The sequence below is a fragment of the Nocardia exalbida NBRC 100660 genome, from assembly GCF_000308575.1.
GTDB classification, from domain to species: Bacteria; Actinomycetota; Actinomycetes; order Mycobacteriales; family Mycobacteriaceae; genus Nocardia; species Nocardia exalbida.
The window spans coordinates 1-20354 of record NZ_BAFZ01000023.1 but is presented as its reverse complement, the minus strand read 5'-3'; the positions used below and the strand labels follow the sequence as shown (position 1 = coordinate 20354).

Here is a 20354-nt window from a genome sequence, read left to right as displayed (position 1 = left end):
CGGATTCGCCGAAAGCGGCGGTGTCTCAGATCTGAAGGTCTTGCGAGGTCGGGTTCTCGGCGATATCGACGACCGTCCGGTAGATGTGCTCCGGAATCCGGCCGTCCAGTTCAGCGGGCGAATCCACGATCTCCACCGTGTAGTCACCCCATTCGCGCTCACCGCCGCCGACCCCCAGCAGCTCGCGCCAATTCTTCCAGTCCGTCCAGTCGATCGCGCCGAACATTTCGCGCCAGTTCGATTCCCGCCGGTGCACCACGTACTTGCCTTTACGGCTCACGTAGACGCGCACCACGTTCATCCCGGCCTTGTCGTACTCCCGCGACTCACCGAGCAGCCTGCCGACGAACCGCTGCCTGCGCCCGCCGCCCGGACCCACCCGCAACACGATCTGGCGGAGGTCACCCGGTTCGGTGGGCGCTTTCACGATGGTGACGCCGGATTCCCGCTCCTCGACAGTGCCTGCCCCGCTCAGGTCGTTCGGATCGGTCGTCATGATGTTCCCCGTTTCATAGATCAGTGCGCATCCAGGCATGCGTCTACCGCAGGTCGGCCCGTTCCGAATCCGCCTCTCCGAGCGCGAAATCCACGTTTCCAGACTGACCGAGCCGCCATCTCACTATAAGTAGATGTATACGTATAGCGCAAGCCCTGGTTCACCAACGCGCCGAGGCCGCGCGCAGCTAATCGACCGGCCCGAGCGGACGGCCGTGTTCGAGGTAGCGAGGCAAGCCATCGATGTGCGCCAGGTGCGCCTGCCGCACGCGCCGCGCCAAGCGCGGGATCACGACCGCACCGACGTCGGCGATCGCCACCCACCGCCAGGCGTCGAGTTCCGATTCCTGCAAGCGGATCGCTCGCTCATCGGCGCCGAGTTCGCCGCAATCGAAGACGTACAGGACCTTGTCACCCTCACCAGGATTCGGCGCCCAATCGTGTACCAGCAGCCGACGAGCGACCCGGTCGATCCCGAGTTCCTCACCGACCTCCCGCCGACAGGCCGCCGCCGGTGCCTCCCCCGGCTCCACATACCCGCCCGGCAGATCCCACCCATCGCCATACGTCTTGTGCACAAGCAGAATTTCATCGCCGCGAACGAACAAAGCCCCCGCAGCCAACCGCGCTCGCCCGACGTTCATTACCCGCGCAAATCGCCGAACCCGCGGTCAGGACGTTGTCCAGCACCGGGAGTCGCACTGTCGCCGAACATGTGGCACATCTAGGTAGCGGGCCGCCAATCGTCCGGCAATATCCGGAACGCCGAGTAGCGACCGAGCGGACGCAAGGTTCGGAAGTCGCGGCGGTCGAGCGTGAGGATGGTGTCGGTATCGAACTCGTCGGCCAGAGCCACACACACCGCACCCACCAGGTCGAGATTCAGGTTGCCGTATTTTCCACGGACATCGACCGCAGTATGCAACTGTGCCGCATCGACGCCTGAGATGACGATCCGCGTCGACGCCACTCGGTCAGCTATCAAACCGAGGATGCCATCGGCCACCTTGCGTCCGGCGCGAGCACTTGCAACATGATGCACCTCGGTCAGCGCCAGCAGAGTGACGACAATGGCGCTCGCTGAATCTGCGGCTCGGCGCACCGCGAAATGCTCAGGATCCGAACGATTGAAAAGCGCGAGGATGCCCGAGGTGTCTGCGATGACGATCATGCGGGCCGGTTCATATCAATAGCTAGTTCTGGTCGATGACAAGATCGTGTGGTGCGCGTTCTCGTCACAGGAGCGAACGGCTATCTCGGCCGGGCGGTCGTTCGCCTGCTGAGCAGAGCCGGGCACGAGCCGATCGCGATGGTTCGCAAGCGCGTTTCGCCCTCGCGGACGGCGGCGCGAGTCGCCGACCTGATGGATGACGCCGCACTGCGCGAGGCGCTGGAGGGCGCGGAGGCGGTGTGTCATCTCGCCGGGCTCACTCGCGCGCGCGAGTCGATAACCGAACCCTTGCGGTACTTTCGCGTCAATACGGGCGGGACGGTCGCATTACTGGAGGCCATGTCCGCGGCCGGAGTATCGCGGATCGTCTTCGCCTCGACCGGCTCGATATACGGGACTCCGGAGATTCAACCGATGACGGAGAATCTGCCCGACGCACCGCCGCACCCGTACGCGGCAAGCAAACTGGCCGCCGAGTGGGCGCTCCACGCACAGGCGGGCACTGGACGCTTGTCGGCTGCCGTACTGCGTTTGATGAACGTGGCAGGCGGCGCCGACCCGGACCCCACGCGCCTGATTCCCCGCACGTTCGCCGCCGCCCTGAACGGTTCGGCATTGGAGGTGAACGGCGACGGCAGCGCGGTACGCGATTACCTGCACATCGACGATGCCGCAGCCGCTTTCGCCGCGTGCCTCGAGCAAACACCGCCGGGCGGGTTCGAGCGGTACCTCATCGGCAGTGGGCGGGGCAGCAGCGTCCTCGACGTCGTCGCCGCCGTCGAACAGCAGACCGGCCGTCGAATCCAGCTGATCCATCGTCCACCGGCGCCCGAACCGGCCGCATTGATCAGCGACCCCGCCAAGGCGGCGGCCGAATTAGGCTGGTATCCGAGGCATTCCGAGCTCGAGAGCATAGTCCGCGACATCTCCGACCACGAACGGCGGAATTCACGCTGACGTCACCGGCCCAGACCCGCCCGGTCGAGCAGGTAGGTGGTCAACGGCTGGTAGTGGTCGGGGCGGATGCCGTCGTCGAGGGGCACCGTGACGGCGATCTTTCCCTCGGCGTGTCCGGCGAACAGGGCGGGATCGTTGCTGTCGGCGAAACCGACGGTTTCGATGCCCGCTTCCCCCGCCGCACCGGCCCACCCGTGGTCGGCGACGACCAGGTCGGGCCAGTGGTCGGGCTCGGTGTCGCGCAACTCCCGGAGCATCGCCCGCATCGGGTGCGGGTCATGCGTGTGTTCCAGCCTGCCGTCGGTGCCGAGCGCGGCAACACCCGAGGTGTAGATGATTTCGCGATTCTGCGGTCCGAAACGGGTAGTGACCCGGTAGGACCATCCGGCGGCGGGCGCGAGCACCACGCATCCCGCGGCACGCAACGCATCCTCGACGGCACGATAGACGCCCAAGAGCGTGTGGGGATGCCCGGTCGCCAGGATCACGGTTTCCCGACGGCGGGCCGCCTGGCCGATCCGCGCCCCCATCGCGTCGAGCGCGTCCAGGGTGAGGTCGACGTCGATGGTGTCGGGACCCCGCCGATGACGTGGGTCCGGGTCGACCCCGCACAGACGCGCCATCATCTCCAGGGTTTCGCCGAACGTCCAATCCTTCAGCGTCAGGCCGAACTGGTACCCCGGATCTTTGTCCACCATCTTGCGATAATTCGAGAGATTCCCCTCCCGAGGCGTCGCGACATCCCCCGCGATCCGCGTCCTGAGCAGATGCTCCCGCAGCGGCGCTCGGTCATCGGGCCGGCCGGGTCGAGTCCCATATGCCACCGCGCACACCTCCACATCGGCCTTCGCTCGCCGTATCGGTCAGGCTACGAGCCTGCTTGCGGCGCGCTCGATCGCCGCACACAACACAACCACGACAGTACCCATCGATGGGTACTCCATCGCGCTTCCGTGAAATCCGGACATGCCCGGATACGGCGAAGGCCCGCCTCCCGGAACAGGAAGCGGGCCTTCGGGTTTCACGCCGTGGAAAGGCTTACTTGGCCCTCTCCAGGACCTCGACCAGGCGCCAGCGCTTGGTGGCCGACAGCGGACGGGTCTCCATCAGCTGAACGCGGTCGCCGATGCCGGCGATCTCGTTCTCGTCGTGCGCCTTCACCTTCGAGGTGGTGCGAATGATCTTGCCGTAGAGCGGGTGCCGGTGGCGGTCTTCCAGCTCGACGACGATCGTCTTGTTCATCTTGTCCGAGACAACGTAGCCGACACGCACCTTGCGGGTGCCGCGCTGCCCTTCTACTTTGTCGCTCATGCGGCATCTCCCTTGCCAGCGGGTCCGGTGGCCAGACCGAGCTCGCGCTCACGCATGACCGTGTAGATGCGCGCGATCTCGTGACGGACGACGCGCAGACGACGGTTGTTGTCCAGCTGACCCGTCGCCATCTGGAAGCGCAGGTTGAACAGCTCTTCCTTGGAGTCGCGCAGCTTGGCCACCAACTCCTCTTCGGTGAGCTCGCGGAGCTCTGCGGCCGGTGTTCCGGTAGCCATCAGAACTGCTCCTCCCTGGTCACGATCCTGCACTTCATCGGGAGCTTGTGCATCGCGCGGCGCAGGGCCTCACGAGCGGTCTCCTCGTTCGGGTAGCTCATCTCGAACATCACGCGACCGGGCTTGACGTTCGCGACCCACCACTCCGGCGAACCCTTACCGGAACCCATGCGGGTCTCGGCGGGCTTCTTGGTCAGCGGGCGATCCGGGTAGATGTTGATCCAGATCTTGCCGCCACGGCGGATGTGGCGAGTCATCGCGATACGCGCCGACTCGATCTGCCGGTTGGTGACGTACGCCGGCTCCAGCGCCTGGATGCCGAACTCGCCGAACGCCACCGAGGTGCCGCCCTTGGCCATGCCGGAACGACCCGGGTGATGCTGCTTGCGGTGCTTCACCTTGCGAGGCATCAGCATGCGTCAGCCCTCCTGTGTCTCTGCCGGCGCGTCGGCCACCGCGGTGGCGGCGCGCCCGGCCTCGGTGCTGGTCGCGGTGGTGCCTGCGGAACCGGACCGACGCGGACGGCTCGGCCGCTCCCGGCGCGGACGCTCGGGCGCGGCGGCAGCGGCGGCGAGCTCACGCTTGCCACCGACGATGTCGCCCTTGTAGATCCAGACCTTCACGCCGATGCGACCGAAGGTGGTCTTGGCCTCGTAGAGGCCGTAGTCGATGTCGGCGCGCAGCGTGTGCAGCGGCACCCGACCCTCGCGGTAGAACTCCGAGCGCGACATCTCGGCGCCACCGAGGCGGCCCGAGCACTGCACACGGATGCCCTTGACGTTCGGCGAACGCATGGCCGACTGGATGGCCTTGCGCATCGCGCGACGGAACGCCACACGGTTGGACAGCTGCTCCGCGACGGCCTGGGCGACCAGCTGCGCATCCGACTCGGGGTTCTTGACCTCGAGGATGTTCAGCTGCACCTGCTTGCCGGTGAGCTTCTCCAGCTCGGCGCGGATGCGGTCGGCCTCGGCGCCGCGGCGGCCGATCACGATGCCGGGACGCGCGGTGTGGATGTCCACCCGAACGCGGTCACGGGTGCGCTCGATCTCGACCTTGGAGATGCCCGCCCGCTCCATGCCGGTGGCCAGGAGCTTGCGGATCGCGACGTCTTCCTTCACGTAGTCCGCGTACTGCTTGTCCGCGTACCAGCGCGACTTCCAGTCGGTGGTGATACCGAGGCGGAAGCCGTGGGGATTGATCTTCTGTCCCATTTACTTTGCCCCTCCCTTCCGGCGGTTACGAGTGGATCCACCGGCGGTGGGGATGCTCTCGACCTCGATGGTGATGTGGCTGGTGCGCTTGCGGATGCGGAACGCACGGCCCTGGGCACGCGGCTGGAACCGCTTCAGGGTCGTACCCTCATCGACGTAGGCGGTCGAGATGACCAGCGTGGCCGGGTTCAGGCCGAGGTTGTTCTCGGCGTTGGCGGCGGCACTGGCGACGACCTTGGCGACCGGCTCGCTCGCGGCCTGGGGCGCGAACTTCAGCAGGGCGAGGGCGTCCTCGACGCGCTTGCCGCGGACCAGGTCCACGACACGGCGTGCCTTCATCGGGGTCACGCGAACGTGCTTGGCGGTCGCGCGCGCAGTCGGGTTCTGAGTCTCGGTCGTCGTCATCGCCGCTTGCTCTTCCGGTCTTCCTTGACGTGGCTCTTGAACGTCCTGGTCGGCGCGAACTCACCGAGCTTGTGCCCGACCATGTTGTCCGAGACGAACACCGGCACGTGCTTGCGGCCGTCGTGCACCGCGAACGTGTGCCCGATGAAATCGGGGATGATGGTCGAACGACGCGACCAGGTCTTGATGACCTGCTTGGTGCCCTTCTCGTTCTGCACGTCCACCTTCGCGAGGAGGTGGTCGTCGACAAACGGGCCTTTCTTGAGGCTGCGTGGCATTTCTTACCTCCTCCTTCAGCGCTTCTTGCCGGTCTTGCGACGGCGGACGATGAGCTTGTCGCTCGGACGGTTGGGCTTGCGGGTGCGGCCTTCCGGCTGACCCCACGGCGAGACCGGGTGGCGACCACCGGAGGTCTTGCCCTCACCACCACCATGCGGGTGGTCGACCGGGTTCATGACGACACCACGGACCGTGGGGCGGCGACCCTTCCAGCGCATACGGCCGGCCTTACCCCAGTTGATGTTCGACTGCTCGGCATTGCCGACCTCGCCGACGGTGGCGCGGCAGCGCACGTCGACGCGGCGGATCTCACCGGAGGGCATACGCAGCGTGGCGTAGGGGCCTTCCTTACCGAGCAGCTGGATGCTCATGCCGGCCGAGCGGGCCAGCTTGGCGCCGCCGCCCGGACGCAGCTCCACCGCGTGGATGGTGGTACCGGTCGGGATGTTGCGCAGCGGCAGGTTGTTGCCCGGCTTGATGTCGGCCGTCGGGCCGGACTCGATGCGGGTGCCCTGCGTCACGCCCTTGGGGGCGATGATGTAGCGCTTCTCGCCGTCCACGAAGTGCAGCAGCGCGATATTCGCGGTGCGGTTCGGGTCGTACTCGATGTGCGCGACCTTGGCCGGGATGCCGTCCTTGTCCAAACGACGGAAGTCGATCAGACGGTAGGCCCGCTTGTGCCCGCCACCGCGGTGCCGGGTGGTGATCCGGCCGTGGGCGTTGCGGCCGCCGGACTTGGACAGCGGGCGCAGCAGCGACTTCTCCGGGGTCGACCTGGTGATCTCGGCGAAGTCCGAGACGCTGGCGCCACGACGGCCCGGCGTAGTCGGCTTGTACTTACGGATTGCCATGAGTTCTTCTCTACTTTCTGGATTCCCGAGCGCTTACGCGACCGGGCCTCCGAAGATCTCGATGGGCTTGCTGTCGGCCGAGATGGTCACGAGCGCGCGCTTGGTGTTCTTGCGCTTGCCGTAACCGAAGCGGGTCCGCTTGCGCTTGCCCTGACGGTTGGCGGTGTTGACGCTGGTCACCTTCACACCGAAGACCTTCTCCACGGCGATCTTGATCTGCGTCTTGTTCGAGTCCGGGTGCACCAGGAAGGTGTAGGTGCCTTCCTCGATCAGTCCGTAGGACTTCTCGGAGATGACCGGCGCCAGCAGAATGTCGCGGGGGTCGGCGATGGTGGTCACTTGCTCTCCTCCTGTGCAGCCTCGGCCGGGCCGTGCACGAACGCGTTGAGCGCCTCGACGCTGAACACCACTTCGTCACTGTTGAGGACGTCGTAGGTATTGAGCTGGTCGGGGGCGATCGGGTGCACGTTCTGCAGGTTCGCCAGGCTCTTCCACGCGGCGACGTCCTCGCGGCCCACCACGACCAGGAACTTCTTGCGGTCCGACAACTCGGCCAGGAAGCTCTTGGCGGTCTTGGTGGACGGGGTCTGGCCGGCCACCAGTTCGGTGATCACGTGGATGCGCTCGTTGCGAGCCCGATCGGACAGGGCGCCACGCAGGGCGGCGGCCTTCATCTTCTTGGGCAGGCGCTGGGTGTAGTCGCGCGGCTGCGGGCCGTGCACGGTGCCACCACCGGCGAACTGCGGCGCGCGGGTCGAACCCTGGCGGGCGCGGCCGGTGCCCTTCTGCCGGTACGGCTTCTTGCCACCACCGGAGACCTGGCCACGCGTCTTGGTCGCATGCGTGCCCTGGCGGGCCGCGGCCTGCTGGGCCACGACGACCTGGTGCATCAGCGCGATGTTGGCGGTCACGTCGAAGATCTCCGCGGGGAGATCGACGGTGCCGTTGGTCTTGCCGCCGATCTCCTTGACCGGCAGCGTCAGGTTGGCCTTCTTCTCGAGGCTGGTCATGCGTGCGCACCACCCTTCACGGCGCTCTTGACGATCACGACGCCGCCCTTGCGACCCGGGATCGCTCCCTTGATCAGCAGCAGGCCGTTCTCGGCGTCGACCTTGTGCACCGAGAGGTTCTGCGTGGTGACCCGGTCGTTACCCATCCGGCCCGACATGCGCATGCCCTTGAACACGCGTCCGGGGGTGGCGCAGCCACCGATCGAACCCGGACGACGGTGCACGGCCTGCGCACCGTGCGAGGCGCCCTGGCCACGGAAGCCGTGGCGCTTCATGGTGCCCGCGAAGCCCTTGCCCTTGCTGGTGCCGGTGACGTCGACGTAGCTGCCCTCTTCGAACACGTCGGCGCTGATCTCCTGGCCGACCTCGAAGGTGGTGGCGTCCGCGACGCGGATCTCGGCGACATGGCGGCGCGGGGTGACGCCTGCCTTGGCGAACTGGCCGGAGACCGGCTTGTTCACCTTGCGCGGGTCGATGGCACCGAAAGCGACCTGGACGGCGCTGTAGCCGTCGCGCTCCTCGGTGCGGATCTGGGTGACGACGTTCGGCCCGGCCTTGATGACGGTCACGGGAACGACGCGGTTCTTGTCGTCGAAGACCTGGGTCATGCCGAGCTTGGTGCCCAGGATGCCGGCGGCCGGCCTGTTCTTGTTGTCAGTCATGTCTCGAGTCCCCGTCACTGAATGTTGACGTCGACGCTGGCCGGCAGGTCGATGCGCATGAGCGCGTCCACCGTCTTCGGCGTCGGGTCGAGGATGTCGATGAGGCGCTTGTGCGTACGCATCTCGAAGTGTTCGCGCGAGTCCTTGTACTTGTGCGGCGAACGGATGACGCAGTACACGTTCTTCTCGGTCGGCAACGGCACCGGGCCGACGACGCGTGCCCCGGTGCGGGTCACCGTCTCCACGATCTTGCGCGCCGATGCGTCGATCGCCTCGTGGTCATAGGCCTTGAGCCTGATGCGGATCTTTTGTCCCGCCACGCTAAGTGTCCTTTTCTCCGCTTTCCTTCGTGATCCGGAAGCCGGCTACGCCGGTCCACTGGACCACCCTCATTTGCACAGCCCGAACACACGAAGACGTCTCAGTGGAGACTCATGACCGGGCACGCCCGATCTCGCCGCTGTTCATCTGTCATGGTTCTCCGGTCCACGCGGTCGGGCGTGTCGCCCGTCCGCTCATTCCTCGGCCTCGGATCGCACTGCGTCTCAGACCTGGAACACTGTCCCGGACGTACCCACGCCGGAAACCCGGCGAGGTACATGATGGGGTACTGCTCGCCCCGCCCGACCACCCGCTTCACTGGGAAACAGACATGGCCCGGTGCAGGGCAACCCGAACAGTATGCACGACCCCCGGGAGTCACTTCAAATCGGTGGGGTGTCGAGAAACTTACTTTTGAGTAAGATACGCGTATGGCGAACGAAACCGCGACCTACCGCGGGTGGAAGAAGCTGCCCGACAACCGGCTGGGGCACGCCCTGTTCTCGCTCGGGATGGTGGCCCGGGTGCCCTACTTCGGCACCGTGTTGCCGAACGTGGTCCGGCTCGAACCGGGGCTGTGCGAGGTGACCTCGCCGAAGTGGTTCGGAATCCACAATCATCTGGGCACTTTTCACGCCATCGCGGCGTGCAATCTGGCCGAGGTCGCCATGGGCATGCTCAGCGAGGCGACGGTGCCTTCGACGCACCGGTGGATTCCCAAGGCGATGAACGTGCGGTACCTGGCCAAAGCCGAGACCGCGCTGCGGGCCGTCGCGAAGCTGCCGGAACTCCCGGATTTCGCGACCATCATCGAGGGCCGCGAGATCGTGGTGCCGGTATCGATCTACGACAAGCACGGCCTGGAGGTCGTGCACGCCGATATCACCACCTGGGTCACGCCCAAGTAGCCACGAGCCCGCGGTCGGCGCGCGAAAGCCGCGAATGCGCCGGGATCGAGCCGTCACGCGGTAGCGACGACCCGACCGTGATCGATGCGCAGAATCTCCTCCGCGCATCCGGCGAGGTCCTCTTCGGCACAAGCCGAAACGACGATCGTCATACCCTGCTGGGCCAGGGCTCGCAGCGTTCCGGACAGATAGCGCCGACCTTCGTCGTCCAAATCGGCCATCGGGTTGTCCAGCACGAGCGCGGCGGTACCGGCGGCCAGCGCCACCGCCAGCCCCAGCCACTTCTTCTCGCTCCGGCAGAGACGGAGAACGGGCGTCGAAGACGAATCCGTCAAACGTGTGAGATGCAATGCCCGATCGACCAATTCGCCGGCCGCGGCTCCGGTGTGACCGGCGATTTTCGCGGAATACTCCACCACTTCCCGGATCGACCAGGTCTCGGCGCCTTCGTACACGTCGGGAACCCAGCCGACCCTGGATCGGACCACCCATGGTTCGACGCTCGGATCGGCGTCCTCCACTCGCAAATGTCCTCGGTGCGGCCGCAATCGACCGGCGAGCATCGACAACAGGGTCGTCTTTCCCGCGCCGTTCGGTCCGGCCACGCCGGTGACTCGGCCCGCGGGAGCACGGAATGTCACGTCGTCGACCACGACGACTCCCGCGAATTCGCGGCGCAGACCCCTACAGGTAATGCCGAGACCCACCGCGGTTCTCCATCTTCGTCTCGAATGATCGTGTCCGGCCCGGGTCTGGATCAGCAGGGCAACGCTCGCTCGTCTCCGGCGAGTGCGGAGAGCACGGCCGCGGCGGCGCGCGGGTCTTCCAGCATGCCGCTGTGGTCGGCGGTGTCGCCAGGGCATCCGTCCTGCAACCAGACGTTGCGATCGGCGGCGGCGGGCGCGACGAGCACGGCGGTGTCCTGCGGCGTGATCACTCGGTCGGCGCGGGAGGCGATGGCCGTGTACCGGACACCGGGCACGGTCTCGCCTCCCGCGTTCAGCCGGTTCAGCAGCGGTGACCCGACCACCTGCTGTTGCCCCGGAGTTCCGAAGACCTGGGCCGCGATCTGCGCGTTGCCCAGGCCGAGTGCGGCCAGATCCGGGTAGCCCGCGCGCAGTCCGTCCCAGGTCGTGCCCCGGTACGGGGTGCCGAGCGTCACCACCCGCGACACCGCCTCCGCGCCGCGAGCGCGCAGGTATTGCCGGATCACGGTGCCGCCGGTGGAGTGGCCGACCAGCGCCACCCGGCTCGCACCCGTGGTCTCCCGCACCGACCGCACGACTTCGGCGAGTTCGACCGCCATCCGATCGATGTCGGCCACGCCGTAGACCGCCCGACCCAGCAATGCCGCGCCGATCGGCCCGATGCCGGTGGAACTGGAGCCGGTCTGCCCGCTCACCGCGTCGACCACACCCGGAGCGGCACCGAGATTCGCGGCGAAAACACAATGCCCCTCGGCCCGGATGGCGGGCGCGAGCAGGGGGAAACTGCGGCCGATATCGGTGCCCGAGCCGTGCACGAGCACCACCGGCTCCGGCCGTGCCCCGGTGGGCGTGCACGACCAATCGTTGGCGCCGTCCAGCGCCGGTGTCTCCGGTGCGGCGCCCGCGCTCGGCGCGTGCGACAGTGCCGCGCAGGCCGCGACCAACAGCAGACCGACGACTCGCGCGGCCCGGGAGCGAATAGGCATCTCTTTTTCCCGACGAATCAGATTCCCAATGGACCGGCGAGAGTCGGCCACGAGTCCTTCAGCGCGTCCTCCCAATAGCCCCAGGAATGAGTACCTTCCGGGCGGAAGTTGTATCGCGCCGGAATGCCGAGGCCCTCCAGCCGGTCTTTCATATTGTGCGAGCAATAATTGGTGGCCGCCTCGATGACGCCGCCGACCACCAGTTGATTGGCGAAACCCCACGGACCGTTCAGCGAATATTTTCCGCCGTACTGGTCGTAGACGCCGGGCATGCCATTCCCACTGGCGATGTAGATGGATTTTCCGCGCAGACCCTCGGCCTGCACGTATGGATCGTTGGCCACCCATTGCTGGTCGCCCGCGGGTCCCCACATGTTGTCCATTTCCGCGAGACCCCATTCCTCGACCGTCAGCCGGACGAACTCGCGGCCGACCGGATCGCTGGTCTGCGCGCAACCGCTGTAGGCGGCCACGCTGGAGAACAGATCACCCGTGGTCGCGGCGAGCGCGAGGGTCGTGGTCCCCGACATCGAGAACCCCGCGAGGGCATTGCGCCCGCTGGTCCCGAGGTACGAGTCGATCAGCGGAGGCAGTTCGCCGCTCAGGAAGGTCTTCCACTTCTGGCGTCCCAGCCTGGCGTCGTCCTTCTGCCAGTCCGCGTAATAACTGAACATGCCGCCGATCGGCGTGACCGCGTGCACGTTCTTGTCCGCGAGGAATTGCATCGCATCGGTCTTCGTGGCCCAAGTGGAGCCGTCGACGCCACCGGCCGCACCGAGCAGCAGATACAACACGGGCCGGGGAACACTCGTGTCCGCGGCGCGCTGCACTTCCACCGGGATATCGAGATCCATGGCGGCGGAATGCACCGTCAATGTCAGGTTCCGCGCATCGTGCTCCTGCACGGAAACGATGGAAGACTTCGCGGGCGTCGCTTGCGCCGACACCGAAACCATTGCCGATGCGACAGCGCCGACGACGGCCGCCGGCAACACCAGCCGGCGGAGGTGGCTTCCTCTCATGACTCCCCTTATCCCGAATACCGGAACGCGTCGCGTTCCGAGCCCAGGCTATGGTGCGCGTCGAGCCGATTCACGACTGAAGTTGCTGGGCCACCGATTCTGGGGGCATGCGCGAAAACGCGATTCCCACCGGCTCGGCTCGATCCGGAAAATGCGAGACCCGAATTACTCGGTCTCGCACGCCGCGAATAGTTGCGCTCGCATCGGCCGAGCGGATTGAATGCCGGTATGGGTGTCAGCGCGGGCCGGGAAGTCGATGTGTGCGTGGTCGGGCTCGGCCCCACCGGGCGGGCACTCGCGCACCGCGCCATGCGCGCCGGATTGTCGGTGACCGCGATCGACCCCCGCCCCGATCGGTTGTGGCCGCCCACCTTCTCCTGCTGGGTCGACGAGCTGCCGGAGTGGCTGCCGTCCACGGTCATCGCGACCACCATTCCCGCGCCCACGGTCTGGACGAAGACCGAGCATCGCATCGACCGGCCCTACTGCGTGCTGTCCAAGCCGGGCTTGCACGCGGCGCTTCCGCTCGACGACGCGACGGTCGTCGCGGGCCGCGCCACCCGGGTGGACGCGCGCGAGGTCGAGCTCGCCGACGGCACGGTGCACCGGGCGAGCGCGGTGTTCGACACCCGTGGGCTGCCCACGCTCGGCCGCCGCCGGGCCGCGAGCGCGCACGGCATCTTCGTCGACGCCGAGACGGCCGCGCCGATGATCGGCGAGGGCGAGGGCTTGCTGCTGGATTGGCGGCCGGAGAACGGCGCGGGGCCGCAGGAGCCGCCGTCGTTCCTCTACGCGGTGCCGCTCGGCGATGGAACGGTGATCTTCGAGGAGACCAGCCTCGGCCTGCGGGGCGGCATGCCGCAGCACGAACTGCGCAAACGCACGCTCCAACGGCTCGCCGCGCACGGCATCCGGCTCACCGGCGCCGAACCGAGCGAGGCGGCGCACTATCCGCTCGACCAGCCGCCGCCACGGCGCGGCGCGGCGCGCGCGATCCCATTCGGTTCACGCGGCGGCATGATGCACCCGTGCACGGGCTACAGCGTCGCCGACTCACTGGCGCTGGTCGACACCGCGATCACCGCGCTGCGCCAGGGCCGCGACCCGATCGCCGCGCTCTGGCCACCGCGCGCGCGACTGGTGTATTGGATGCGGATGCGCGGCCTCTACGGCCTCGGCCGACTCACCACCGAACAGTCCATCGCCATGTTCGACGCGTTCTTCAGCGCCTCCCCGCGCGGGCAGCGCGCCCTGCTGACCGCGCACGACGACTACGCCGCCCTGGGCGCGGTGCTGTTCGGCACGGTCGCGCACACCTGGCCGTTCCGTTGGCGCTACGACCTGGTCGGCTGGCGGAATCGGGACCGCTGGCTGGACTACGACTTCGCCGAACCGCGGGAAGAGGCCGAGCGCCGGACCCGGTGACCGGGCCGGCGGGCGGTACACCGGTGGCTAGGGCCCCGTCTCCGCGGCCCGCCGGTATCCCCTGACCGCGGGGTAGGCGAAGACGACGATCATCCCGATCGTCCAGGCGAGCGTCTGGAGCAGCGGCTCGGCCACCGCCCCGCCGTAGGACAACCCACGCATCGCGTCGATCGCGCAACTCATCGGCTGATTCGCCACCACGTCCTGCAACCAGACCGGGTAGGCGAAGACCGGGACGAACCCCGAGTTGAAGAACATCAGCAGCGTGCTGATCATGCCGATGATGTTCACCAGCATCACGCCCTCGGACACGGTGGCCAGTGCGGTGACCAGCACGGCGAACGCGACTCCGAACAGCACCGGGATGCCGATCAGCGCCAGCGCAGCGACCGGCCCCTGACCGAACCGGAAACCGAGCAGCAGGCCGACCGCCACGACGAATGCCGTGGTCACCAGGACGCGGATGGCCTCGGCGAGCAGGCGTCCGGTGAATCCGGCCGCACGGTGCACCGGCATCGTCCAGAACCGGCCGAGCAGCCCGGTCATCTTCTCGGTCTTGAATCCGAGGGCGCTGACCACCGCACCGGACATCGCCGCGACCAAGGTCAACAGCGGGACCGTGCCGTACACGGCGGGCATGCCGGTGGCTCCGGAGACGGGCTTGTTCAGCACGATGTAGAACATCACCAAGGTCAGCGCGGGATACACCAGCGTCTGGATGGTCGTCGCCGGATCACGCGCCCAGACCAGCAGCAGTCGCTTGCACTGGATCAGGCTCTGCGCCACCCAGGTGACCAGCGACCCTTCCGGCCGCGCCCGGACGACGGGCAGCGGTTCGGTCGCGCGGGACTCGGGCTCCTCGGCCCGGTCGGCGGTGCGCTCCACGGTCGATTCCACCGAACTCATGACCGCCTCACACTCGCCCAGATCGCCAGCGGGACGAAAGCCGCCGCCAGCCCGATCAACCACACCAGCGGAACCCACAGCACCTGCCAGGTCACCCCGTCGGCCGCCATATCGCGCAAGGCGAAGGAGAACTGGGAGATCGGCTGATTGCGCACGAACGGGCGAATCCACTCCGGGAAGTTGCGTTCCGGCACGAACCCGCAGGAGAGCATGCCGAAGATCAGCGTCGGCAGGGTCAGCGCCTGGCTCAGCGATTCCGGACTCTTGGTCAGACTGCCGAGCCCGTCGGCGCCGATCGCGAGCACCGTGCCGACCGCGAGGGAGAACGCGCAGAACAGCACGGCCTGGCCGACGCCCGCGACGAAGCGGAAGCCGATCAGATGCCCGAACAGCACCGCCGCGGTGAGCGAGGTGACCGACCGGACCAGACCGGCGCAGATGCGGGAGGTGAAGGGCACCAGGATCCCGATCGGCATGGTTTGCAGGCGGGTGCTCAGGCCGGTCATGGCCTCGAAGGCGGCCAGTTGCGCGTTGGACATCATGGTGAAGGCCATGGTCTGCAACACGATGATCGGCATGACGTACTGGGCGTAGTCGACGCCCTGGATCTTCATCACGTAGCGCAGCGGCAGGTAGAAACCGAGGGTGAAGATCAGCGGCGTGATCATCGCGACGATCAGCTCGCCCTTGGTCGCCATGGTGCGGACGATGCGGCCGGTCAGCGCGCGCCACTGGGCGAACGACGACAGCCGCGCCGCGGGGAGTTCGGCGAACAACCTCACATCGGCCTGGACGTGCTCCGGGGCTGTGGCAGCGGTCACGCGTGGCCGCCCGAGTGGCCGGTGATGGACAGGAACACGTCGTCGAGCGAGGGGCGGCGCAGCGCGATGTCGGCCAGGTCGACGCCGGCGCTGTCGAGCCTGCGCAGCGCCTCGGTCAGCGTGGCGGCGCCCTCCGGCGCCGGGATGGACAGGCGGTCGCCGCCGTTCAGGTCGGCCATTACCGCGGACGGCACCAGATCGCCCAGCGCGTACGCGGCGGTGCGCAGCTTCTTCGGATCCAGCGGAACGACCTCGCAGTAGCTGCCGCCGGTCTTCTCCTTGAGTTCGTCGGCGGTGCCCTCGGCGATGACCGTGCCCTTGTCGATCACGATGATGTTGTCGCTGAGGACGTCGGCCTCCTCCAGGTACTGCGTGGTCAGCAGCACCGTGATGCCCTGCGTCTTCAGCGCGGTCACCAGGTCCCAGACGCCCTGCCTGCTGCGCGGGTCGAGGCCGGTGGTCGGTTCGTCCAGGAACACCACCTCGGGGCGCACCACCAGTCCGCACGCGATGTCGACGCGGCGGCGCATGCCGCCCGAGTAGTGGCGCACGGCGCGGCGGCCCGCGCTCACCAAGTCGAATTCCTCCAGCAAGGTGTCGGCACGCTTGCGGGCCGCGGTCTTGCCCAAGCCCATCAGCCTGCCGAACAGCTCGAGGTTCTCCCGCCCGGAGAGGTTCTCGTCCAGCGCCGCGTACTGACCGGTCATCATGATCGAGCGGCGCACGCCGGCCGGGTCCTTCAGCACGTCGTACCCGGCGACGACGGCGGTGCCGGAGTCGGGGCGCAGCAGCGTGGAGAGCACCTTCACCATGGTCGTCTTGCCCGCGCCGTTGGGGCCGAGGATGCCGAGGACGGAGGCGCGTTCGGCGACGAAGCTGACGCCTTGCAGTGCATGCACATCGCCGAACGACTTGCGGACGTCCGTTGCCCGGACCGCTGGGTCACCCGCATGCGAATCTGCTTGGTTGGAACTCGGCATCAACTCTCCACTATCGGCCGGTGCGGCGACCAGGTCGCCCGAGCGCAGGCGCACGCTCGGATTGGTGATCCGTCGCGCTCGGCGTGATGTTACCGGCCCGATCGCGCGGGGCTTCGCGTCGCGCGTGGTACCCGCAGCAGCGCGCGCCCATTGTGTCCTTACTCACATTTCTCGCTGCCCGTCGGCCGCGCAAGGGATCCACGCTGGTGAGCGCGATCCGGTGCGGCCGCGAGCCGACGGCCGAGCCTTGTCGGCCCGCCGCGCCAGACCATAGTCTGCTTTGCGGGGGAAAACACTCACTCGTCCGCGGCTGTGGGCCCGTTCAGTGGTCCGCACGCCGGTTTCGACACTGCGAGAGGTGATCATGGCCGAGTCCGCGCAGCCACGATTGGCGGCGCGTCCGGGAGGAACGGGCCGAACGAACGTGCTGACGTCCTATGATCCGCGCACCGGCGAGGTCGTGGGCAACTACGCCGTAATGGGTGCGGCCGAGCTGAATCGCGCGGTGCGCGCGGCTCGCTCGGCCGAAAAATGGTGGGCGGAGCTAGGTTTCGGCAACCGGAAGCGGTGGCTGCTGGACTGGAAACGCGAAATCGCCCGGCGCTCCGGCGAATTGGTCTCCCTCCTGTGCGAGGAAACCGGGAAGCCGGAGGCGGACGCCGCGATCGAGGTGATGCTCGCGGTGGAGAACCTGGACTGGGCCGCGCGCAACGCAGGACGCGCGCTGGACCGACGGCGCATCGGTTCCAGCTGGCTCACCCGCAACCAGCGGGCCTCGGTCGGCTATCTGCCGCTCGGCGTGGTCGGCGTGCTCGGCCCGTGGAACAACCCCGTGTTCACCCCGATGGGCTCGATCGCCTACGCGATGGCGGCGGGCAACGCCGTGGTGTTCAAGCCGCACGAACTGACCACCGGCGTCGGCGTGTGGCTGGCCGACAGCTGGTCGCGGCTCGCGCCGAACCAACCGGTGCTGCAAGTGGTCACGGGAGACAACGCCACCGGTACGGCGCTGTGCCGGGCGAAGGTCGACAAGATCGCCTACGCCGGTTCGGAGGCGGACGCGCGCGAGGTGATCTCGGTGTGCGCGCAGACCATGACGCCGGTCGTGGTGGAGCGCAGCGGCAAGGGCAGCATGGTCGTGCACGTCGACGCCAAACTGGACGACGCCGCCGAGGCCGCCGTGTTCGGCGCGATGGCCAACGCCGGGCAGAACGCCACCGGCATCCAGCGGGCCTACGTCGCCCAGTCGGTCTACGACCGCTTCCTCGACCTGGTCGCGGAGCAGGCCCGCAAGCTGCGGCCGGGTGCGGACCGGAAGGCGTCCTACGGCCCGATGATCATGGAGTCGCAGGTCGACGTGGTGCGCAGGCAGGTGCGCGACGCGGTGGCCCGCGGCGGCCGCGCGGTGGTCGGCGGTCTGGACTCGATCCGCGACCCCTACATCGAGCCGATCGTGCTGGCCGAGGTGCCGGAGGAGAGCATCGCGATCACGGGCGAGGGCATCGGCCCGGTGCTCATCGTGAACAAGGTGGCGAGCATGGAGGAAGCCGCCGAGCGGATCAACGCGGTGGGCACCGATGTCGCGGTGTCGGTGTTCACCAGGGACGTGCACGAGATCGAGGCGTTCGCCGAGCAACTGCGCGCCGGGGTGGTGACCATCAACTCCTCGACCGCCTACGCGGGCATTCCCGCACTGCCCTTCGGGGGAGTGGGCGAATACGGCCAGGGCCACAGCCACGGCGACCAGGGATTGCGGGAGTTCAGCCGGACCCTGGCCATCACCCGCAAGCGCTACCAGGCGCCGGTGAACCTGTCCACGTTCGATCGGCATCCGCGCCATCTCCGCGTGGCCAGGGCGATCTTCCGGATCCGGCACGGCCGCCGTCCCTGACGCGGACGGCTAGTCGAGCAGTACCGCGTCCATGAGCGCGGTGACCCGGGCCAATTGCGCGGGGCGGGAATCGAATCGGATCAGCCTGCCCACATCGATCACCTGACTGATGGCGGCGTGCACACGGAAGCGCGCCTCCACCGAGTCGCCGTCGAGCAGGTTGGCCCACTCCAGCACGTTCTGCCGCTGAATGGCGCGTAGCTTGTGCTGCTCGGACTGCGGCAGGTTGCCGAACTCGGCGTAGTAGACCGCCATGATCTCCGGCATGGCGAAACTCAATCTGGCGTAGCGGTCGGCCACGCGCCGCGCGGCGTCGGGCCGGCTCGTCGCCTCGGCCAGCGCCTCGGTGATCGCGATGGCCAGCCGATCGCCGGTGCGATGGAACGCCGCGGCGAGCAGGTCGGCCTTGCTCGCGAAGTACCGATACACGCTGGAGGCGTTGATGCCGACGGCGGCGCCGATCTCCTCGATGCTCGCCTCGTGGTAGCCCTGCCGCCCGAAGATCCGGATGGCCTCGGTGAGCAGCTGTTCGCGCTTGGAGGTGACCGGGATGCCGCGCACGGGCGGGCCGGGATCCGGTTCGACCGGGGCGGGAGGCAGTTCGGTGCGCAGGATGGCCCAGGACATCTGGTGCAGCAGCGGAAGCAGCCGAGCGCTGGACAGCGCGGTGCGGTGCGCGGCGATGCTGGCGATCGCGCTGAGCACGCCCGCGGCCAGCATCGCCACGTCCGCGGGCGGGGCCTCGGGTCGCAGCAGCGCGATCGGCGCCGCGAGGGTGTTGTTCAGGTCGTCGTAGATCTTCCTGATCCGGATCCGGTCATCGCGCTCGAGATAGCGCCGTTCCCAGCGGTAGAGGCCGGCCTCGCGGCGGATCTCGACGGTGTGCTCACTGATCGCGCGGATCAGCGCGTCCGCGCGCCGCACCGGGTCCAGCCGGATGTCGTCGGCCGACTCGGCGACGGTCAGCAGGTGCCGCGCGCCCTCCTCGGCGGCCGCGACCAACAGCGCGTACTTGTTCGTGAAGTGCCGGTAGAGGGCGGGACCGGAGATGCCGACCTCCGCGGCGATCTCGTCCACGCCCACCGGGTAGTACCCGCGTTCGCTGAACGCGCGCGCGGCCGCCCGGATGATCTGGACTTTGCGGTCCTTCGGACGCCGGCGCACCGACGGCGCGCCCTCGGCGCCGGTCCTGCTGCCCGGTTCGGGCCGCGCGGGAGCGAGGTCGACCTCGCTGCGATCCGCGACCATGCACCTCTCCGTTCTCCGGCGGCGCTGGTTGACAGCGCCCGACACTGGAACCTAAGTTAACCACAATTCGCAAAGTTAACCACTATTCACGGCCTGGCGTCCGCCGAATTGCAGCGTAGGAGCGAACATGAGCAACAACGATTCCGCGGCCCCAGCCGCCCCCGCCGCCGCCAAGTTCACGGCGGTCCAGGCCGGCAAGGTGCTCCGGGTCACGATCACCAACCCGAAGCGGAAGAACGCCATCGACTACGACACCATGGTCGCGCTCGGCGATACCTTCCGCGCGGCGGCCGAGGACCGCGCGGTGCGGGCGATAGTACTCACCGGGGAGGGCGGCGATTTCTGCACCGGTGCCGATCTGTCGGCGAGCGCGGACGAGGCGCAACGCGGCATCACCTCGGACATGGTCATGGACGCGGCGAACCGGCTGGTGCGCGCCATCGTAGGCGCGCCGGTCCCGGTGATCACGTCGCATCCGGGGCGCCGCGGCGGGCGTCGGCGTCGGCATCGCGCTGGCCGCCGACCTGGTGTACGCGAGCGAGGACTCC

The 20354-nt window shown here is 67.8% G+C and carries 26 protein-coding genes and 1 pseudogene; 5 read left to right on the top strand and 22 right to left on the bottom strand.

Features of this window, described 5'->3' with window-relative positions; all coding sequences use genetic code 11:
- Positions 1-25: 25 nt before the first annotated feature.
- The 3 genes from ON29_RS04400 to ON29_RS04390 all read right to left on the bottom strand — a co-directional run bounded on the left by ON29_RS04400 (position 26) and on the right by ON29_RS04390 (position 1666).
- A complete protein-coding gene (locus ON29_RS04400; RefSeq protein WP_157172648.1) occupies positions 26-496 on the bottom strand; it encodes an EXLDI protein in 471 nt (156 codons plus the stop codon).
- Between the two features lie 187 nt (positions 497-683).
- Entirely contained in the window at positions 684-1139 is a 456-nt protein-coding gene (locus ON29_RS04395; RefSeq protein WP_040864846.1) for an NUDIX domain-containing protein, read from the bottom strand.
- Positions 1140-1219: 80 nt separating this feature from the next.
- Positions 1220-1666, bottom strand: coding sequence for a type II toxin-antitoxin system VapC family toxin (locus ON29_RS04390; RefSeq protein WP_040864845.1), 447 nt, complete (start codon positions 1664-1666; stop codon positions 1220-1222).
- Positions 1667-1717: 51 nt separating this feature from the next.
- Between ON29_RS04390 and ON29_RS04385 the strand changes: the two genes are divergently transcribed.
- Positions 1718-2623, top strand: coding sequence for an NAD-dependent epimerase/dehydratase family protein (locus ON29_RS04385; RefSeq protein ID WP_040864882.1), 906 nt, complete (start codon positions 1718-1720; stop codon positions 2621-2623).
- Positions 2624-2625: 2 nt separating this feature from the next.
- On the opposite strand, the gene ON29_RS04380 is transcribed toward ON29_RS04385, so the two are convergent.
- From ON29_RS04380 to rpsJ, 12 genes and pseudogenes are all read right to left on the bottom strand, one after another.
- Positions 2626-3447 (bottom strand): phosphatase, encoded by an 822-nt coding sequence (locus tag ON29_RS04380; RefSeq protein WP_051174869.1) that lies wholly within the window; start codon positions 3445-3447, stop codon positions 2626-2628.
- A 214-nt stretch (positions 3448-3661) separates the two neighbouring features.
- Positions 3662-3910 (bottom strand): annotated as a pseudogene (rpsQ, locus tag ON29_RS04375) (30S ribosomal protein S17); the annotation flags it as partial.
- Positions 3911-3930: 20 nt separating this feature from the next.
- Positions 3931-4170 (bottom strand): 50S ribosomal protein L29, encoded by a 240-nt coding sequence (rpmC, locus tag ON29_RS04370; protein WP_040864843.1) that lies wholly within the window; start codon positions 4168-4170, stop codon positions 3931-3933.
- Complete coding sequence (gene rplP / locus ON29_RS04365) at positions 4170-4586, bottom strand: 50S ribosomal protein L16 (protein ID WP_040864842.1); 417 nt, start codon at positions 4584-4586, stop codon at positions 4170-4172. The genes rpmC and rplP overlap by 1 nt, the downstream gene beginning before the upstream one ends.
- Before the next feature lie 3 nt (positions 4587-4589).
- Positions 4590-5384, bottom strand: a complete 795-nt coding sequence (rpsC, locus tag ON29_RS04360) for a 30S ribosomal protein S3 (protein WP_040774085.1) — start codon at positions 5382-5384, stop codon at positions 4590-4592.
- Entirely contained in the window at positions 5385-5789 is a 405-nt protein-coding gene (rplV, locus tag ON29_RS04355; protein ID WP_040864841.1) for a 50S ribosomal protein L22, read from the bottom strand.
- The gene (gene rpsS, locus ON29_RS04350) at positions 5786-6067 is read right to left on the bottom strand and encodes a 30S ribosomal protein S19 (RefSeq protein ID WP_039795442.1); all 282 of its coding nucleotides are present in this window, start codon (positions 6065-6067) and stop codon (positions 5786-5788) included. The genes rplV and rpsS overlap by 4 nt, the downstream gene beginning before the upstream one ends.
- A gap of 15 nt (positions 6068-6082) precedes the next feature.
- Complete coding sequence (rplB, locus tag ON29_RS04345; RefSeq protein WP_040864840.1) at positions 6083-6919, bottom strand: 50S ribosomal protein L2; 837 nt, start codon at positions 6917-6919, stop codon at positions 6083-6085.
- Positions 6920-6952: 33 nt separating this feature from the next.
- Complete coding sequence (gene rplW / locus ON29_RS04340; protein WP_011207266.1) at positions 6953-7258, bottom strand: 50S ribosomal protein L23; 306 nt, start codon at positions 7256-7258, stop codon at positions 6953-6955.
- Positions 7255-7929 carry a 50S ribosomal protein L4 gene (gene rplD / locus ON29_RS04335; RefSeq protein WP_040864839.1) on the bottom strand — a complete coding sequence of 225 codons (675 nt, stop codon included), beginning with the start codon at positions 7927-7929 and terminating at the stop codon, positions 7255-7257. Before rplD ends, rplW begins: the two co-directional genes overlap by 4 nt.
- Positions 7926-8591 (bottom strand): 50S ribosomal protein L3, encoded by a 666-nt coding sequence (gene rplC / locus ON29_RS04330; protein ID WP_040864838.1) that lies wholly within the window; start codon positions 8589-8591, stop codon positions 7926-7928. Before rplC ends, rplD begins: the two co-directional genes overlap by 4 nt.
- Positions 8592-8605: 14 nt before the next feature.
- Positions 8606-8911: a 30S ribosomal protein S10 gene (rpsJ, locus tag ON29_RS04325; RefSeq protein ID WP_003938093.1), complete on the bottom strand. Its 306-nt coding sequence runs from the start codon at positions 8909-8911 to the stop codon at positions 8606-8608.
- Positions 8912-9343: 432 nt separating this feature from the next.
- Between rpsJ and ON29_RS04320 the strand changes: the two genes are divergently transcribed.
- The gene (locus ON29_RS04320; RefSeq protein WP_040864837.1) at positions 9344-9820 is read left to right on the top strand and encodes a hotdog fold domain-containing protein; all 477 of its coding nucleotides are present in this window, start codon (positions 9344-9346) and stop codon (positions 9818-9820) included.
- Between the two features lie 53 nt (positions 9821-9873).
- Here ON29_RS04320 and ON29_RS04315 read toward each other — a convergent pair whose 3' ends face one another.
- Genes ON29_RS04315 through ON29_RS04305 form a run of 3 tightly spaced genes read right to left on the bottom strand, consistent with a single transcriptional unit; the run spans position 9874 to position 12535 of the window.
- A complete protein-coding gene (locus ON29_RS04315; RefSeq protein WP_051174854.1) occupies positions 9874-10527 on the bottom strand; it encodes an ATP-binding cassette domain-containing protein in 654 nt (217 codons plus the stop codon).
- Between the two features lie 50 nt (positions 10528-10577).
- Complete coding sequence (locus ON29_RS04310) at positions 10578-11513, bottom strand: alpha/beta fold hydrolase (RefSeq protein WP_051174853.1); 936 nt, start codon at positions 11511-11513, stop codon at positions 10578-10580.
- Positions 11514-11530: 17 nt separating this feature from the next.
- Positions 11531-12535: an alpha/beta hydrolase gene (locus ON29_RS04305; RefSeq protein ID WP_040864836.1), complete on the bottom strand. Its 1005-nt coding sequence runs from the start codon at positions 12533-12535 to the stop codon at positions 11531-11533.
- A gap of 228 nt (positions 12536-12763) precedes the next feature.
- Here ON29_RS04305 and ON29_RS04300 point away from each other — a divergent pair, with 228 nt between their 5' ends.
- Positions 12764-13960, top strand: coding sequence for a lycopene cyclase family protein (locus ON29_RS04300; RefSeq protein WP_040864835.1), 1197 nt, complete (start codon positions 12764-12766; stop codon positions 13958-13960).
- A 27-nt stretch (positions 13961-13987) separates the two neighbouring features.
- On the opposite strand, the gene ON29_RS04295 is transcribed toward ON29_RS04300, so the two are convergent.
- From ON29_RS04295 to ON29_RS04285, 3 genes are read right to left on the bottom strand one after another with little or no spacing between them, the layout of a single operon-like run.
- Positions 13988-14866 (bottom strand): ABC transporter permease, encoded by an 879-nt coding sequence (locus ON29_RS04295; protein ID WP_040864834.1) that lies wholly within the window; start codon positions 14864-14866, stop codon positions 13988-13990.
- Positions 14863-15687 (bottom strand): ABC transporter permease, encoded by an 825-nt coding sequence (locus ON29_RS04290; RefSeq protein ID WP_040864833.1) that lies wholly within the window; start codon positions 15685-15687, stop codon positions 14863-14865. The genes ON29_RS04295 and ON29_RS04290 overlap by 4 nt, the downstream gene beginning before the upstream one ends.
- Entirely contained in the window at positions 15684-16667 is a 984-nt protein-coding gene (locus ON29_RS04285) for an ATP-binding cassette domain-containing protein (RefSeq protein WP_040864878.1), read from the bottom strand. The genes ON29_RS04290 and ON29_RS04285 overlap by 4 nt, the downstream gene beginning before the upstream one ends.
- 364 nt (positions 16668-17031) lie before the next feature.
- On the opposite strand from ON29_RS04285, the gene ON29_RS04280 reads away from it, so the two are divergent.
- Positions 17032-18558 (top strand): aldehyde dehydrogenase family protein, encoded by a 1527-nt coding sequence (locus ON29_RS04280; protein WP_083863233.1) that lies wholly within the window; start codon positions 17032-17034, stop codon positions 18556-18558.
- 9 nt (positions 18559-18567) lie between these two features.
- On the opposite strand, the gene ON29_RS04275 is transcribed toward ON29_RS04280, so the two are convergent.
- A complete protein-coding gene (locus ON29_RS04275; RefSeq protein WP_040864832.1) occupies positions 18568-19806 on the bottom strand; it encodes a TetR/AcrR family transcriptional regulator in 1239 nt (412 codons plus the stop codon).
- Between the two features lie 127 nt (positions 19807-19933).
- Here ON29_RS04275 and ON29_RS04270 point away from each other — a divergent pair.
- A partial coding sequence (locus tag ON29_RS04270; RefSeq protein WP_245548817.1) for an enoyl-CoA hydratase-related protein occupies positions 19934-20354 on the top strand: 421 nt, incomplete at its 3' end.

Coding starts and splice junctions, on each gene's coding strand:
- ON29_RS04285 (WP_040864878.1), bottom strand. CDS start 16,667: ATGCCGAGTTCCAACCAAGCAGATTCGCATGCGGGTGACCCAGCGGTC.
- ON29_RS04295 (WP_040864834.1), bottom strand. CDS start 14,866: ATGAGTTCGGTGGAATCGACCGTGGAGCGCACCGCCGACCGGGCCGAG.
- rpsS (WP_039795442.1), bottom strand. CDS start 6,067: ATGCCACGCAGCCTCAAGAAAGGCCCGTTTGTCGACGACCACCTCCTC.
- rplV (WP_040864841.1), bottom strand. CDS start 5,789: ATGACGACGACCGAGACTCAGAACCCGACTGCGCGCGCGACCGCCAAG.
- ON29_RS04275 (WP_040864832.1), bottom strand. CDS start 19,806: ATGGTCGCGGATCGCAGCGAGGTCGACCTCGCTCCCGCGCGGCCCGAA.
- ON29_RS04400 (WP_157172648.1), bottom strand. CDS start 496: ATGACGACCGATCCGAACGACCTGAGCGGGGCAGGCACTGTCGAGGAG.
- rpsC (WP_040774085.1), bottom strand. CDS start 5,384: ATGGGACAGAAGATCAATCCCCACGGCTTCCGCCTCGGTATCACCACC.
- rpmC (WP_040864843.1), bottom strand. CDS start 4,170: ATGGCTACCGGAACACCGGCCGCAGAGCTCCGCGAGCTCACCGAAGAG.
- rplD (WP_040864839.1), bottom strand. CDS start 7,929: ATGACCAGCCTCGAGAAGAAGGCCAACCTGACGCTGCCGGTCAAGGAG.
- ON29_RS04280 (WP_083863233.1), top strand. CDS start 17,032: ATGGCCGAGTCCGCGCAGCCACGATTGGCGGCGCGTCCGGGAGGAACG.
- rplC (WP_040864838.1), bottom strand. CDS start 8,591: ATGACTGACAACAAGAACAGGCCGGCCGCCGGCATCCTGGGCACCAAG.
- ON29_RS04395 (WP_040864846.1), bottom strand. CDS start 1,139: ATGAACGTCGGGCGAGCGCGGTTGGCTGCGGGGGCTTTGTTCGTTCGC.
- ON29_RS04320 (WP_040864837.1), top strand. CDS start 9,344: ATGGCGAACGAAACCGCGACCTACCGCGGGTGGAAGAAGCTGCCCGAC.
- ON29_RS04300 (WP_040864835.1), top strand. CDS start 12,764: ATGGGTGTCAGCGCGGGCCGGGAAGTCGATGTGTGCGTGGTCGGGCTC.
- rplP (WP_040864842.1), bottom strand. CDS start 4,586: ATGCTGATGCCTCGCAAGGTGAAGCACCGCAAGCAGCATCACCCGGGT.
- ON29_RS04305 (WP_040864836.1), bottom strand. CDS start 12,535: ATGAGAGGAAGCCACCTCCGCCGGCTGGTGTTGCCGGCGGCCGTCGTC.
- ON29_RS04310 (WP_051174853.1), bottom strand. CDS start 11,513: ATGCCTATTCGCTCCCGGGCCGCGCGAGTCGTCGGTCTGCTGTTGGTC.
- rplB (WP_040864840.1), bottom strand. CDS start 6,919: ATGGCAATCCGTAAGTACAAGCCGACTACGCCGGGCCGTCGTGGCGCC.
- ON29_RS04390 (WP_040864845.1), bottom strand. CDS start 1,666: ATGATCGTCATCGCAGACACCTCGGGCATCCTCGCGCTTTTCAATCGT.